Raw genomic sequence first — 14,103 nt, 5'->3', positions numbered from 1 at the left:
AGGTGAGTGGCATGATACCGAATCAACAACGCAAACGTGCAGCTGTCATTGGCGCAGGTCCGGGTGGACTTGCAGCAGCGATGTTATTGTCCGGTCAGGGGTACGAGGTAGATGTGTATGAGAAACAGCCAGTCATCGGGGGGCGTTCTGCCAGATTGGAACTGGGTGAATATCGATTCGACCGGGGTGCAACATTTTTGATGATGCCTCAGCTGATTGAAGAGATGTTCGACGTGGTGGGACGTAAGTTATCCGATTATGTGCATATGAAAGAGTTAACCCCACTGTACGCACTGAACTTTGGTGATAAGGTGTTCACGCCTTCTCGTAATCGGGAAGATACAGCTGCACAGATTAAGGAATTGTTTCCTGGCAATGAAGACAATTACCTTCGGTTCATGCAAGAAGAAGAAGTGAAGTTTGGCAAAGTCATGCCTTTGCTCCGTCGTCCTTTTGGCAAGCTGACTGACTACTTGCGCAAGGATGCGGTAACAGCTCTACCCAAGCTTGATGTCCACAATACAGTCTATGGAATCTTGTCCCGCTATTTTACAGACGAGCGTCTGCGCTGGGCATTTACATTCCAATCCAAATATCTCGGCATGTCTGCCTGGGATTGTCCGGGTACCTTTACCATACTATCGTTTATTGAGCATCACTACGGATTGTTCCACCCCATTGGCGGCGTGAATCGGATCTTCCAAGCCATGGCTGATGTCGTGGAAGAATACGGAGGACGAATACATACTTCCACCCCGGTGAAACAGGTCATCGTTCGCAATGGTCGTGCAAAAGGTGTGTTGCTTGAGAACGGTGAACGCATCGAAGCGGACCATGTGGTGGTGAACGCCGACTTCGCACATGCGGTGAATCATCTGTTCGAACCGGGCGTGCTTAAGAAATATACCCCGGAGAAAATGAAACGTAAAAAATACTCCTGCTCCACAGCGATGCTGTATCTGGGCGTGGACGGTGAGGTGGCCCTTCCGCATCACTCGATCTATTTTCCCGAGGACTACCGGTTGAACGTTGATGAGATTACCAAGCATAAAATGTTATCAGCCGATCCATCTCTATATATTCATAACCCTTCCAGACTTGATTCGACGCTGGCACCGGAAGGGAAATCTGCTTTATATGTTCTTATGCCTACGCCTAACCTTACCGCAGACATTGATTGGGAGGCAGAGCGGGAGAATGTGCAGGAGGCCATGATGAAACGCATGGAAGGCATTCCTGAGCTGGCCGACATACGCAGCCGTATTGAAGAATGTATGCTGTTCACTCCACTTGATTGGGAGACTGAACTGGATGTGTATCGCGGAGCAACGTTTAATATGGCACATAATTTGGGTCAGATGATGTATCTGCGTCCCCATAACCAGTTTGAAGAGTTGAAAAGTGTATGGCTGGTAGGCGGAGGGACACATCCGGGCAGCGGGTTGCCCACGATCTTCGAATCGGCACGGATCAGTGTCAGACTGATTCAGGAAGAGGACGCACGCACAAGCTCTAAACCATCCTCGTACGTGAAGACGGCAGAAGTCGGAGGGCATTCATGAAGCGGGCCGCTATTGTAGGGGCAGGGATTGGTGGACTTACTTCTGCGCTGTTATTGAACCGTCAGGGCTGGGATGTCACCGTCTATGAACGGGGTTCTCGCGTTGGCGGACGCATTGGATATGAGCAGGAAGGGGAATACCGGATCGATCAGGGGCCAACGATCGTACTGCTGCCGGAGATGTTACTTGGCATACTGGAGGAAGCGGGCGTAGATCGTTCGAAGATTGAGTTACTTCGCTGTGATCCGTTATACAGAGTGCATTACCACAGTGGTCGTGTCATGACCAAGATGACCTCACGAGAAGAACAGACGGCGGAGATTGAACGTTTGTTCCCGGGAGAGAGCCGAGAATTCACACGATTTATGAAAGATATGGACACGTTGTTTCCGGCAGGCCGGGCAGCGTTTCTGGAAAGGGCTTTTCCGCGCAAAAGGGATTTCTTCACCCCTTCGCTCATGTCCCTCATGGGCAGACTGCGTGCACACAAAAGTGTTCGGAAAGCGGTAGGCAATTATTTTCACCATGAGGAATTGCTTGACGCCTACTCTCTGCAAAGTCTATACATCGGTGGATCACCGTTTGGGACGCCAGGAATCTACTCCCTTTTGCCTTACGCAGAGCATGAATACGGCATCTGGATGGTTAAAGGTGGATATGCGGCATTGCCAGCCATTCTGGAACAGGAACTGATATCACGTGGTGGACGTGTTGTGCTGAATTCCGAAGTGACCGGACTCACGATTGAAAATGGTGTGTGTAAAGGTATAGAAACGGCAGCCGGCGCAGAAAATGTGGATGCAGTTATCTACAATGGTGATTTCCCCCATCTATCAGGTTTGCTTGGACAATCACCAGAGGTAGCGTGGAAAAGAAAACCGTATCGTCCCTCTTCCGGATGTGTATTGCTCTATGTGGGTGTGGACAAAACCTGGGAAGATGCAACAACACACCAGTTCTTCCTGCCACCGAGCCTTGAAGGTAGCTTACAGGAAGTGTTCAATCAGCGACGCATTCCGGCAAAGTCCTCATTCTACGTATTTAATCCGGTCGCATTGGATGAAACTGCAGCACCTCCAGGACAGAGTGTATTGTATTTCCTCATTCCGGTGCCTGATGCCGAAGGTGTCGACTGGGATCAAGAGAGCGAAGCATTGGCAGAACGGGTACTGGAAGAAGCGGAGCGACGTGGATTCCCGGGACTTCGTGCAGCGATCAAGTGGAAAAAGGTACGTACACCTGCCGATGCAGAGCGAGACGGGCTCTATGGGGGCGGAAGCTTTGGTATAGCACCTGTATTGTTCCAGTCCGGTGTATACCGACCGCAACCCAAACCATTCCCTAATATAAAGGGATTATATGCAGCAGGAGCATCTGTACATCCAGGAGGCGGAGTGCCAATTGTAATGCAAAGTGCACGTATGGCCGTCAATCAACTCATGAAGGAGATGGGAACATGAATGAAGCGATTTTGAGCAGGTGTGAAGAGTTGATGCAAAAGGGTTCTTCCTCTTTTTATCACGCCTTTAGAGGGCTGCCAAGTCCACGTCGGGAAGCGGTATATGTCATTTATGCCTTCTGCCGCATGATTGATGACAGTGTAGACGAGCCGGAACATTCGCCCTATACGATACACGAGATCCATGACTTGTTTAATCGGCTAGACGATGCGGAAGGTCACTTTATCTGGCCAGCACTGAGATGGTTGTTCAGCAGTTTTCCTCATCTGGATAAGGGGCCATTCTTCCGTCAGATGGAAGGGCAACTCACAGATCTTAAAGTAACGCATTATGCAACGATGCAGGAACTGGAGCATTATTGTTATCTGGTGGCCGGAACTGTAGGTGAGATGTTGTTGCCTGTATTGCGGGATGATAACGGTGCAGAAGTAGCCATGAACGGGATTGCTTTGGGTAAAGGGATGCAGATCGTTAATATTATCCGGGATGTTGGTGAAGATCGGGCCAGAGTGCGCCGGTATGTTCCGCTGGAGATCATGGAGAAGCATGGTTACACGGAGCAGGACTTTGAAGACGGAGTCGTGGACGAACGCTTTATTGCCATTGTTCATGAGTTAAAAGCTGCAGCATTGAACTGGTTCCGTATTGGCATGGATCGTCTGGATACGTACCCAACGGAAAGTGCGTTTTCCATTGAGCTGGCAGCAGCCTTTTACTCCACCATTCTACACGCGGTTGAACGCAACGACTATGACGTATACACCAAGCGGGCATATGTTAGCGATGAATTGAAACTGGAGATGCTGGGTGCGATTGTGAAACGTTACCCGATGCTGGCCTATCAAGCCTCCCGAACGGCGGTATCCTGATGATCCAGTGGCTTTACTGGGCGTGGTATGTCATTGGAGCTACCTTGATGCTAACGATCGGTGTGCCTGACGTATTGTCCTTTTCGAATGGTTTATTTCTAATCTTCTACGCATTGTATGTGCTGGATCTGATCTATCAAGGGCGTAATCGGACAGGTCTGTCCGACCAGTCAGTCATCTGGCTGAAACCCGGACTCTGGGTATCCTCTGTAATCATCTGGCTTGGAGGTATGGGCGTAGAGTGGGTAGGCGTGCATACCCATTGGCCGTTTGGTGAGTATGCTTACTCAGACTTCTTCGGGATTCATCTATTCAGTGTGCCAGTTACACTGGGTTTTGCCTGGATCGCAGTGGTTGGTAACTCGGCGCTGTTAAGTGGCGGCGGCTCAACCTGGACTGGCAAATTGCTTCGAGCAGTGAAGACCGGGTTCTGGGCGATTGTTCTTGATCTGGTACTCGACCCTGTTGCGCATGCGAGAGGATTCTGGGAATGGCAGGCTCCAGGTGGATTCTACGGTGTTCCGTGGACCAATTACATAAGCTGGTTTATCATGGGTGCATTCCTGTCCCTCTTCCTTCCGGCCATGCCTAATGACCGTAGCTCATTGCTGCGTGCGAAATGGTTGTATCAGCTGTTTATTCTTTTGTTCGGCCTGCTTGCCCTCAAGGAAGGGATTACAGGCAGCTTTATCATCGCCATTGCTGGTGTGCTTCTTGCCGAAGGGAGCTGGCTCTATGATTCGCGCCGTAAAATCAAAACCGTTTAATCATATTTTTGCCTTATACAATCATTATTATCTGCTGCGTCGGCGCTTCCGCTCCTTCACGCTTACAGGGTCACTGGACCCGCAGGTGGATATCAGGGACAACTCCCCGATTGATCCGACTCGTCCGGTGATCTATTTTATGAACCACAGCTCCTGGTGGGATGGTCTGCTGCTCTATCATGCGGCCAGGCAGACATCACGAGGAGATCATTATGTGATGATGGAAGAGCAACAGCTTCAGCAATATGCTTTTTTCCGTAAATTGGGTGCGTATTCGATCAATAAGGAGAGTGCGTCCGGTATTCGGACCTCTCTACAGTACACCAGTGAACTGCTGGATTTGGGCAAAAGAGTCTGGGTTTTTCCACAAGGAGAAATTCTGCATCAGGAGGCCAGACCAATTCAGTTCCGTCCAGGCATTGGATTGTTGCTTCGTCGCTCCCCGAATGCCATCGCCGTACCGGTAACCTTGTGCCATGGGATGGTCCAGCATGATCTACCGGAAATATCGATGCAGGCAGGCTCGCCTGTGATAGAAGACTGGAAAGCGTGGAAGAGTGAAGAGATTGCCGCCAGACTCGGTCATGTGTTGGAACGGCAGTTAGACGATCACAGATCAGAGCTTATACGGGTGGGGCAGGGAAGTTTGCTAGATGCGCTTCCGTTGATTCGTCATGTACGTTCGACAAGTGAAAAATACGATGCGGCACGAAAGCGGGTGAACCGTTAGCATGAATGCATCTGAGATCTTCTGGACTGTGCTTACAAGCATATTGGGTATACAGTTGCTGTTCGCTCTATGGAATGTCTCCTGTCTGCCCAAAGTACGGTCATTCCGGGCAGACAAGATAAAACCACCAGACCTGCTGGTCTCGGTACTGATTCCGGCCAGAAATGAAAGACTACATATCGAAGGATGTCTGGAAAGTGTACTCGCGAGCGAGACATCGGGATTCCGGATGGAAGTATTGGTGCTGGATGATCGCTCTGAAGATGAGACAGCGGCCATGGTACAAGCGATTGCGGATCGCGATGCACGTGTGCGTCTGCTGCATGGCGTCGATCTTCCCGAAGGCTGGATGGGGAAATCTCATGCGTGTCACAGGCTGGTTCAGGAGGCCAAGGGAGAATGGTATATGTTCGTGGATGCGGATGTGCGTCTGGAGCCAAGTGCCATTCGGCAGACTCTTGCAGCAGGTTGTGAACAGAGCGGGGGGCTGGTAACCGGTTTTCCTTATCAGGTAACGAAGACGTGGATGGAAAAGCTTGTTGTGCCCATGATGGTTTTCACCATCATTAGTCATCTGCCCATTTTCATGATACGCAGATCATCCAGTCCGATGTTTGTGGCCGCTACGGGGGCTTTTTTGCTGATTCATCGCTCCAGTTACGAAGCATCCGGTGGTCATGCTGTCATTCAGGCACATCTGGTGGATGACATGAGTCTCGCCAAAGCGGTTAAGCGTGCAGGTCATCCGGTGATGCTGACAGACGTGCATGACGTAACAAATACCCGCATGTATCAGAACGGGGCAGAAGTATGGAACGGATATAAGAAAAACATGTACGAAGGTATGGGACGCAAAGACGTGCTACTTCTTGGTACGATGTTAATGTATACACTGATGTATATTTTGCCTCCGCTGGGCTTGATTATTGGACTCCTTATGGGCAGTTCGATGTCCATTCTGTATGGACTATTAGGAACATTATTAGGTATGGCTGTGAAAAGAGTAGCGGATCATGCTGGCGGACAACCCTGGTGGCTTGCCCTTTTGCAGCCGATCAGCATGGCCTGTGTCATTGCCATCGGACTTGCTTCCTGGCAGGCAGGCCGCTCCGGCAAGGGGTATGTATGGAAAGGTAGGCGGTACAGTTGAGAGGTAACGTCATTATAATCGGTGCAGGATTTGGAGGTCTGTCGTGTGCGATACGACTGGCTTCACAAGGTGTGCAGGTGACCATTCTGGAACGGCAGCAACACGTAGGTGGCAAGCTGCAGCAGATTGAGCGGGACGGGTATCATTTTGACCGGGGACCGAGCACGATCACGATGCCATCCACTTTTCGTTCAGTCTTCGACCATGCGGGTGTAACAATGGAAGATTACGTACAGTTATATGAGTTAGAACCACGCACGCGTAATGTATTCGCAGATGGAACAGTGGTGGATTTGTCAGGTAATCGCGGGTGGATGAAGGAGCAGATCGCGGCGTACAGTCCGGAAGATGCAGCTCGTTATGATGCATTTATGGATGAGTCTGCTGCACTGTATGCGGAAGCCAATCGTCATTTTCTGGGTAAGTTGCTGCTGTCTCCTTTTGACAAATACAATCTCCAAATGCTGCGCAGCCTGCTCCGCGTGCGGCCAACGGTGAAGCTGGATAAGTTACTGCGCTCGTATTTCCAACATCCGCATACGATGGCTATGTTCGGACGGTACGCGACCTATGTGGGATCATCACCGTATCAATCGCCTTCGATCTTTGCCATGATGGGTCATGTGGAAGCAGAAGTGGGCATCTACGGAGTCAAAGGCGGAACCTATCAACTGATCGAAGGAATGACTCGGCTGGCACAGGAAAAAGGTGTGCAGATCATTACCGGCACAGAGGTCCGGCAGATTGTTGTTCGGAATGGCAAAGTGGCAGGCGTGGATACGGATCAAGGTTTCCGCGAAGCCGATCAGGTGGTTGCCAATGGAGATGTGCTTAGTGTGAATCGACTGCTGCTCGCACCGGAACATCGGAAAGAGATGAGCGATGCCCGCATACGGAAATATGAGCCATCAATCTCGGGATTTGTGACGCTTGCGGGTGTGCGAAGACAATATGATGCGCTACTGCACCATACGGTGTTCTTCCCGGAACGGTATGAACCGGAGTTTGGCCATATTTTCCGCGACCGTAAAATGCCAGACGATCCGACGATCTACATCTGTTACTCCGGTTATTCGGAAGAAGGCATGGCCCCGGCGGGAGCCAGTAATCTATTCATTCTGGTCAATGCCCCCTACTTGTCGGATTCATGGAATTGGGAGCAGCAGACGGAACGTTATGGAGCGTTTGTGCTGGAACAGTTGGCAGGACGGGGAATCACCGGGTTGAACCAATCCGATGTGCTAATCCGATACACGCCGCGAGATATCGAACGGGATACCTTGGCGCATCAAGGGTCGATCTACGGCATCTCGTCCAACTCAGTGAAGCAGACCTTCATGCGACCAGGCAATCGAAGCAAAGATGTACAAGGACTCTGGTACGTCGGCGGAACCACGCATCCAGGCGGCGGAACCCCAATTGTGACGTTGTCCGGTCAGCTTGTTGGAGAGCAGTTGGCATCGGAAATCTTGAGATAAGTTCGTTGTGGAGATGATGGAGTGAAATGTGTTCTGTTGATCCATGTACGTGTGCATCGTCTCTTCTAACCAGCTTTGAAGATGCGACAGATGATCCGTGCTTTTGAGTAGGTATAAGATAGTGGTGCTCCGGGATTTAAGTGAGACATTTGGTGTCGGGGCATCCTTTCAATAGCTGGTTTGGAACGTTATACTGGATAGAGTTAAACTGCTGAGCTGTAATGCTTATAGGATTAATGTTTTTGTCTTTTGCAAAAGACGTATATACATAGAAGCTAGGAACAGGCAGGTTATCCTGTCGATCCGCACGATTCTCACATAGGAGGTCTCATCATGAATGAACAAGAGCGAGCCGGCGAACGGCTGCTTCCCGAAGTGGCTACGGGAGAACGGAAGCTAGAGCACGTGCGCCTCTGTCTTGAGGAGAATGTGGCAGGAGAAGGGGTAACCAGCGGTATGGAGAGGTATGCGTTTCGCCATCACCCACTGCCGGAACTGGATTTTGAAGAGGTGCATCTGGAGACTACGTTTATTGGCAAAAAAGTACGTACACCCTTGCTCATCAGTTCAATGACGGGTGGAAGTAAAACAACGGGCGCCATCAATGAGCGCCTCGCTCGAGTAGCAAACGCCAGAGGCTGGGCGCTCGGCGTAGGTTCGATCCGGGCTGCCGTAGAACAGCCGGAACTTGCGAGTACCTTCGATGTGCGGCGCTGGGCACCGGACATCCCGGTCATTGCCAACCTGGGTGCGGTGCAGCTGAACTATGGCTTCACCACAGCTGATTTCCAGCGTGCGGTAGATATTGCGGGTGCGGACATGCTCGTGCTTCATCTGAACACGTTGCAGGAAGTGTTTCAGCCAGAAGGTAATACCAACTTCAGCGGCTTATTTCAACGGATTGAGAACTTGTGTCGTGAGTTAGACGTGCCTGTTGGCGTAAAAGAAGTAGGTTTTGGTATCGATGGCGTGACGGCGAAAGGGCTTTATGAGGCTGGCGTTGCGTTTATCGATGTAGCCGGCGCTGGAGGTACAAGCTGGGTGCAGGTAGAGAAGTACCGCAACAATAACCCGGTACGCCGGGCAGCTGCTGAAGCTTTTGCCGACTGGGGCATTCCCACAGCGGAGTGTATACAGGAAGTACGAGCGCTGAATCCAGAGGGCGCTCTGATTGGTAGTGGTGGACTACACACTGGCGTGGATGCGGCCAAAGCCCTCGCGCTCGGTGCGGATCTGGCTGGTTTTGGCCGATCTCTACTCGAATCCGCAGTCGCTTCGGATGATGCGCTGAATAACCGATTGGAACAGGTCGAATTCGAGCTGCGAACCGTGATGTTTGGCATCGGGGTTGGTCGGATCGAGGATTTGAAACAGACGTTACGTCTGGTGGAACGGCGGTAGAGTGAGGGTGGAAATGCAGGTGCGAACCCCAAGCTCACATGATTTCCTTGGGGGATTCGCACCTCGAATTTTGTCGAAAACATCGTTTTCGTGACCTTTTGGCAACACATGTGTTCGTTGAAGGATGTTTTTTATCACAAACTTTTCTGTAATTTGGCATAATGATTGAGAATACGTGATAATGTTTGAATTTGATGACTTTATTACGTATTTTTTCGCAGTCGCACTCCGTGGAGTGCGTGGATTGAAGTCATGCCGAACGGGATTTCAAACGCCAGACCAGTGCGTGGATTGAAATTCCTCGGGTCAACGCTGTTTGTGTCATCTATATTTGGTTCTGTATATGGGGTGCCAAATATAATCAAATCCTTACAAAGTCTTGTCTATCTCATGCTTTAGCATGGATAAGTACGTAAGACTTTTTTTGTTTTAATACAATTTAGAAGTTATGAGAATACAAAAAATCCGTCCAAAGAAAAATGAGGCCACTGAAGAACTTTACTTTTTCAAGTAGTGGATAACGTTTAGCCAAAAAAGAAGACATTTACACCCAAGTATTGGGAGTGATGTCTTCTTTTTTTGGCATTATTCGCTTGTGTTCTCTGTTCTCCTTACTCTGCTAACTTCAATATTCGTTTTAAATTTACAGCAAATATGGCCATTGCACCTTGTAATTGCATGCCAAGTAAACCCGAGGATGTGGCTATATCATACCCGTGTCCATGCTTAAGTTCACTGTTCTTCGCTTCAATTTTGTAACGCTCTTTGGATTTCTTTTTGAAATATTCTGTTTCTTGAAATGCCATTTGTTTGGAATGTTCTTCCGATTTTATCGAAACGGAGTATGTCTTGCTTTTCGCACCTTCTTTGTAGCAACCTTCCTTCAGTGCACAACGCACACATCGCTCTACATCAAAATAATAAGTATCTGTTTGGTTTTTACCGATACTTTTCTTGCCTTGCCGAGCCTGGTGGACGGCCATATGCCCAGTTGGACACACATACAACCCTGCATCCTTGTTAAACAGAAACTCATCTTCCTTTTTACGGTTTCCTTGCGTAATCAGTGGCTTCAATTTCGCTACAAGTGCAATTTCATTTTTGTGGGTGTATACAATATTATCCCTCTCGGAATAAGCTGCGTCTCCAATGACGGTCTTCACCTGCATGCCAGCCGCTTTGATTTATTTGATTAATTCCTGTAATTGTTTTCCATCATTCTTCTCTCCTGTTGTGATAACGGCCGCTGTAATGATCCGCTCCTCAGTCATGGCCAGGTGTGTTTTGTATCCAAAGAAAGCAGAGTCTGCGCTCTTGTGTCCCACTCGTGCGTCGGGGTCTGCTGCCAGGCGAAGTTGCTCGACGTCATCTGAGATCGTTTCTTTCAGCAGGTTCAGAGGCTCTAGAATTTTCGGTACTTGTGCGATCCCAGATTCGGTTTCAACGAAAGTGACAAGCTTCTGGCAATACTCTATTTCATCTTCGAGCTTTTTGCTTGTTGGTTTTGGCTGATTCATCCAAGGTATATATCGCTTTGCGCAACTTCCGCGCACGGTCTTGTAGAATGTCTTGCGGTGACTTCTAGTTGTAGCGCGCTTTTGTATGCGTAGCATCGACGATAATGGCAGGGCTCTTCACAATACTCTGCTCGATCGCAAGCGTCACCGTTTTACCAATGAGCATATCTTTCAATCGCAATTTCCGGAATTTGGTCAGAGAGCTGGAGTCAATATCAGAATCTTCCGGTGCCATACCGAGAAAATATTTAAACGACATGTCATACTTCGAGCGTTCAACGATGTCTACGTCAGACAGTTCAAAGATCGCTTTGAGCAGTAAATATTTAAACATGCGAATAGGATCAATGGCGTTACGTCCATTGTCCAAACAATATTTCGCTTCGAGTTCTTCATAAATGAAAGTAAAGTCCACGAGCTCTGATTTGACGGAGCATATTGTCCTTCGGAACGACGATGTCATACAGTACCGCATAAGGACTCAGGACTAAAGTTTGTTGTTGTCGAATCATCTGCTCTCACCTACTTTTCATGATAACTCAATTTTTCTTGAAAAACTGTACCTTTTTCTAAATTAGAACTTTTTCAGTGGCCTCAAGAAAAATGGATGGATTTTTTATGTTTCTCTTTAAAAGTGAGAAAGCGTTACGCTCCGTTGACAATGTTTAGCCCAGTTTGTTTTTTTACCCATCATCATCCGGTATGTACGCTAACACATCTGAAAGAGTAAAGTCATTTCCTATCATTTCCTGCAGATTGTTCAAAAAACTAAATACAGAAATCAGACAGATGATTGGGTGACCTAGCCGAATGCAAAAGCGGAATCCGCTTTTTGTCAGTATTTTTTTACTTTGCAGTTAATGAAGCAGGGGCGGAGGTTAATTCGATATCTTTCCATTGACCGTCAATTTGTGCCCTAAACTTTGCACGAACTACCAAAGTATATGTCCCAGGAGTTTTTAACTCTAGTACATTTTGTGGCGAAGGTACATACTCACTACCATCATAACTATAACTGCCCCCCGATTTGATGGATGTGCTGATTCCAATACCATTTACTATCGAATTTTCTGTTCCAAGATCTATAGCCTTCTCTTTTTCATCAAAAAGAGTATAGGTAAACATATTTACTCCATGCTCCAATTGAATCGTATCTGTACCTTTATTCCGTAAGAAGGCCTCTACATTAAACGGTTCATTAATTTTGACCTCAGTTGGTGCATCTACATCCAGAAGGAAAAGCGGCTTATTATTCGCTTCGTTAAATGAACAGCCTGAAATAACGAATAGGAGCAAAGGGGCGATCAACTTCAGCATACCCGCAGTTTTCATCTTTAACAGCCTCCGATCGATTAGTTGATATATATTTGACGCTATATTCAGTAAGGATGTTGCAATACGATCGCGCAGATCTTCAATTGTTTTATTCATTACTAACCAGCTGACGGTCAGAGCGGAAAGTATATAAAACACATTTTATACTATTTTTTGTATTTTATGGAACATTTTGCTTGGAAGCAACGTTATTAAAAGTATACCTGGAAAAAAGTTGAGGTATGTGTTGTGCCCCTGCTGCATATCCAGGAAATTTTTTGTTGAAAAGGAGTTGGTTTAAGAATGAAAAGAAAGCTGATCTCAATTGCTACAACGTTTACCATGTCAATAATGCTTTTATCTTCTTCAGCTTTTGCAAATGGTCCTGAACTTGGGGGGGGTCCGAATCCTGCTTCAAATCATTTTGAAATACCCATTGATGCCGGACCTGCTCCAGTTAATACAGTAGCGGTAGCTCAGGATTCCGAGGGTAAGGAGTTTTCCCTGGCACAGAATGATCGTGTCCAATTGCAGGAATACATTGCTGCTAACTTTAAAGATGCTTATGCTGGAGCGTATACCGAAGAAGATGGAACCAATGTAATACTTCTAACTAGCGAAAGCAAAGCTAAAAGCCTTGCGGGTAATAACCTCGAAACAGTGCTGAAGAGTAAAAGCAAAAAGACAGATAAACTGAAATTCAAATATGTAAAGTACAGCGAAAATGAACTTTACGAGGGAAAGGAAAAAATATTTAAAAATGCGGAATCTTTAGACCTTGAAGCCGTGGGAATCGATACCACACAGAATAAAGTCAATGTTTACATTACGCAAGAGAATTTAGATAGCAAAAAGGACGAGATTGTAAGCAACTATTTAAATGAAGATATGATTAATTGGATAGTTGGCGATGTTGAAATTAAAGACAATGCTTATGATTTATTCCCAGGTGAACGTATTGAAAGATACGTTGATGGAAATTCCTGGGGAGTGTGTAGTCTTGGTTTTAATGGAAGAGCGAGTGGAAATGATGTTGGTGTGACTGCAGGACACTGTTCAAACGGCACATACTATGATTTGTCAGATGGATCAGCTTCTATTGGTACAATGTCAAATGCAAATAATAGCTCAAGTTCGAGCTATGATGCTGGTTTTGTGAAATATGTATCAGGAGTGAAGCCAAGTGTATTCCTTAACGGAAGTACAATGACCGTTGGTACTACTGATTATTCCGGGGCGTATAGACAAGTCGGTGATTACGTTAAAATTCATGCTACTTCTAAAGGTGGCACGGGTACTTCCCTTTTGAAAGTAATAGATTCTGATCTAAGTATTCCTGGAAACCCAATGCATTTAGTGAGAACTGAGTACGGTGGGCTAATCGGTGGTGATAGTGGAGGCTTGGTGTATTCCATCGCAAACAATGGAGTAAAAAGTTATGCTCGCGTAGAAGGGATTTATAAAGGGAATTATCTTTATAATGGTACAAAGACAGGAGAAGTTTTTTCGAAATATAGTTATGTCTATGATGGTTTAGGAATGTCAGGGGTTTATACGGATAACAGTTATTAAGCAACGAATTACAGAGTATAATCATTGAGTGTTTGGTATAACCATAGATCGTAATCAGAAGCTTAGTATTAACTAAGCTTCTTTTTTTTGTGCGCCATGCATGGCGATTAACTAGGCGGAGAAAGTCCGCTGTGGGGGTTTGTAGTTACAAACCACGTATTGAGAGCATGAATTGAAATACTTTTGACTGGGTTACCATGAAGTTTCCTCCCGTAGTCAGAGTGCCATAATGTGAACTCGTACTTAGCCGTACTAAACATGGCTAAATACGGGTTCACATTTA

10 protein-coding genes and 1 pseudogene are annotated in these 14,103 nt (G+C 47.2%); 9 read left to right on the top strand and 2 right to left on the bottom strand.

What is annotated here, in order from left to right; genetic code table 11:
* The first annotated feature begins 11 nt into the window (after positions 1-11).
* The 8 genes from crtI (MKZ13_RS28410) (at position 12) to fni (ending at position 9,417) form a co-directional block, all read left to right on the top strand.
* Positions 12-1,562 carry a phytoene desaturase family protein gene (crtI, locus tag MKZ13_RS28410; RefSeq protein WP_339185463.1) on the top strand — a complete coding sequence of 517 codons (1,551 nt, stop codon included), beginning with the start codon at positions 12-14 and terminating at the stop codon, positions 1,560-1,562.
* Entirely contained in the window at positions 1,559-3,022 is a 1,464-nt protein-coding gene (gene crtI / locus MKZ13_RS28405) for a phytoene desaturase family protein (RefSeq protein ID WP_339179967.1), read from the top strand. Before crtI (MKZ13_RS28410) ends, crtI (MKZ13_RS28405) begins: the two co-directional genes overlap by 4 nt.
* Positions 3,019-3,891: a phytoene/squalene synthase family protein gene (locus MKZ13_RS28400; protein ID WP_339179965.1), complete on the top strand. Its 873-nt coding sequence runs from the start codon at positions 3,019-3,021 to the stop codon at positions 3,889-3,891. Before crtI (MKZ13_RS28405) ends, MKZ13_RS28400 begins: the two co-directional genes overlap by 4 nt.
* Positions 3,891-4,658 carry a carotenoid biosynthesis protein gene (locus MKZ13_RS28395; RefSeq protein ID WP_339179962.1) on the top strand — a complete coding sequence of 256 codons (768 nt, stop codon included), beginning with the start codon at positions 3,891-3,893 and terminating at the stop codon, positions 4,656-4,658. The genes MKZ13_RS28400 and MKZ13_RS28395 overlap by 1 nt, the downstream gene beginning before the upstream one ends.
* Positions 4,627-5,388 carry a lysophospholipid acyltransferase family protein gene (locus MKZ13_RS28390; protein ID WP_339179960.1) on the top strand — a complete coding sequence of 254 codons (762 nt, stop codon included), beginning with the start codon at positions 4,627-4,629 and terminating at the stop codon, positions 5,386-5,388. The genes MKZ13_RS28395 and MKZ13_RS28390 overlap by 32 nt, the downstream gene beginning before the upstream one ends.
* A 1-nt stretch (position 5,389) precedes the next feature.
* Positions 5,390-6,538, top strand: coding sequence for a glycosyltransferase family 2 protein (locus MKZ13_RS28385; protein ID WP_339179958.1), 1,149 nt, complete (start codon positions 5,390-5,392; stop codon positions 6,536-6,538).
* Positions 6,535-8,016 (top strand): phytoene desaturase family protein, encoded by a 1,482-nt coding sequence (crtI, locus tag MKZ13_RS28380; protein ID WP_339179956.1) that lies wholly within the window; start codon positions 6,535-6,537, stop codon positions 8,014-8,016. Before MKZ13_RS28385 ends, crtI (MKZ13_RS28380) begins: the two co-directional genes overlap by 4 nt.
* 333 nt (positions 8,017-8,349) lie before the next feature.
* Positions 8,350-9,417, top strand: coding sequence for a type 2 isopentenyl-diphosphate Delta-isomerase (fni, locus tag MKZ13_RS28375; protein WP_339179954.1), 1,068 nt, complete (start codon positions 8,350-8,352; stop codon positions 9,415-9,417).
* A 611-nt stretch (positions 9,418-10,028) separates the two neighbouring features.
* Here fni and MKZ13_RS28370 read toward each other — a convergent pair.
* Both MKZ13_RS28370 and MKZ13_RS28365 read right to left on the bottom strand, forming a co-directional pair.
* A pseudogene (locus MKZ13_RS28370) lies at positions 10,029-11,446 on the bottom strand (IS1182 family transposase).
* 334 nt (positions 11,447-11,780) lie between these two features.
* A complete protein-coding gene (locus MKZ13_RS28365) occupies positions 11,781-12,266 on the bottom strand; it encodes a hypothetical protein (protein WP_133386110.1) in 486 nt (161 codons plus the stop codon).
* A 285-nt stretch (positions 12,267-12,551) separates the two neighbouring features.
* On the opposite strand from MKZ13_RS28365, the gene MKZ13_RS28360 reads away from it, so the two are divergent.
* Positions 12,552-13,820, top strand: a complete 1,269-nt coding sequence (locus MKZ13_RS28360) for a hypothetical protein (RefSeq protein WP_339179951.1) — start codon at positions 12,552-12,554, stop codon at positions 13,818-13,820.
* The last annotated feature ends 283 nt before the right edge of the window (positions 13,821-14,103 follow it).

Source organism: Paenibacillus sp. FSL R5-0701 (assembly GCF_037973995.1).
Lineage (GTDB): Bacteria > Bacillota > Bacilli > Paenibacillales > Paenibacillaceae > Paenibacillus.
The sequence above is the reverse complement of the archived record's forward strand: the minus strand, read 5'-3'. Positions and strand labels throughout refer to the sequence as shown.

What these genes read in the sequence shown, in the direction of transcription:
- crtI (WP_339185463.1), top strand. Translation starts at nt 12, where the DNA reads ATGATACCGAATCAACAACGCAAACGTGCAGCTGTCATTGGCGCAGGT.
- crtI (WP_339179967.1), top strand. Translation starts at nt 1,559, where the DNA reads ATGAAGCGGGCCGCTATTGTAGGGGCAGGGATTGGTGGACTTACTTCT.
- MKZ13_RS28400 (WP_339179965.1), top strand. Translation starts at nt 3,019, where the DNA reads ATGAATGAAGCGATTTTGAGCAGGTGTGAAGAGTTGATGCAAAAGGGT.
- MKZ13_RS28395 (WP_339179962.1), top strand. Translation starts at nt 3,891, where the DNA reads ATGATCCAGTGGCTTTACTGGGCGTGGTATGTCATTGGAGCTACCTTG.
- MKZ13_RS28390 (WP_339179960.1), top strand. Translation starts at nt 4,627, where the DNA reads ATGATTCGCGCCGTAAAATCAAAACCGTTTAATCATATTTTTGCCTTA.
- MKZ13_RS28385 (WP_339179958.1), top strand. Translation starts at nt 5,390, where the DNA reads ATGAATGCATCTGAGATCTTCTGGACTGTGCTTACAAGCATATTGGGT.
- fni (WP_339179954.1), top strand. Translation starts at nt 8,350, where the DNA reads ATGAATGAACAAGAGCGAGCCGGCGAACGGCTGCTTCCCGAAGTGGCT.
- MKZ13_RS28365 (WP_133386110.1), bottom strand. Translation starts at nt 12,266, where the DNA reads ATGAAAACTGCGGGTATGCTGAAGTTGATCGCCCCTTTGCTCCTATTC.
- MKZ13_RS28360 (WP_339179951.1), top strand. Translation starts at nt 12,552, where the DNA reads ATGAAAAGAAAGCTGATCTCAATTGCTACAACGTTTACCATGTCAATA.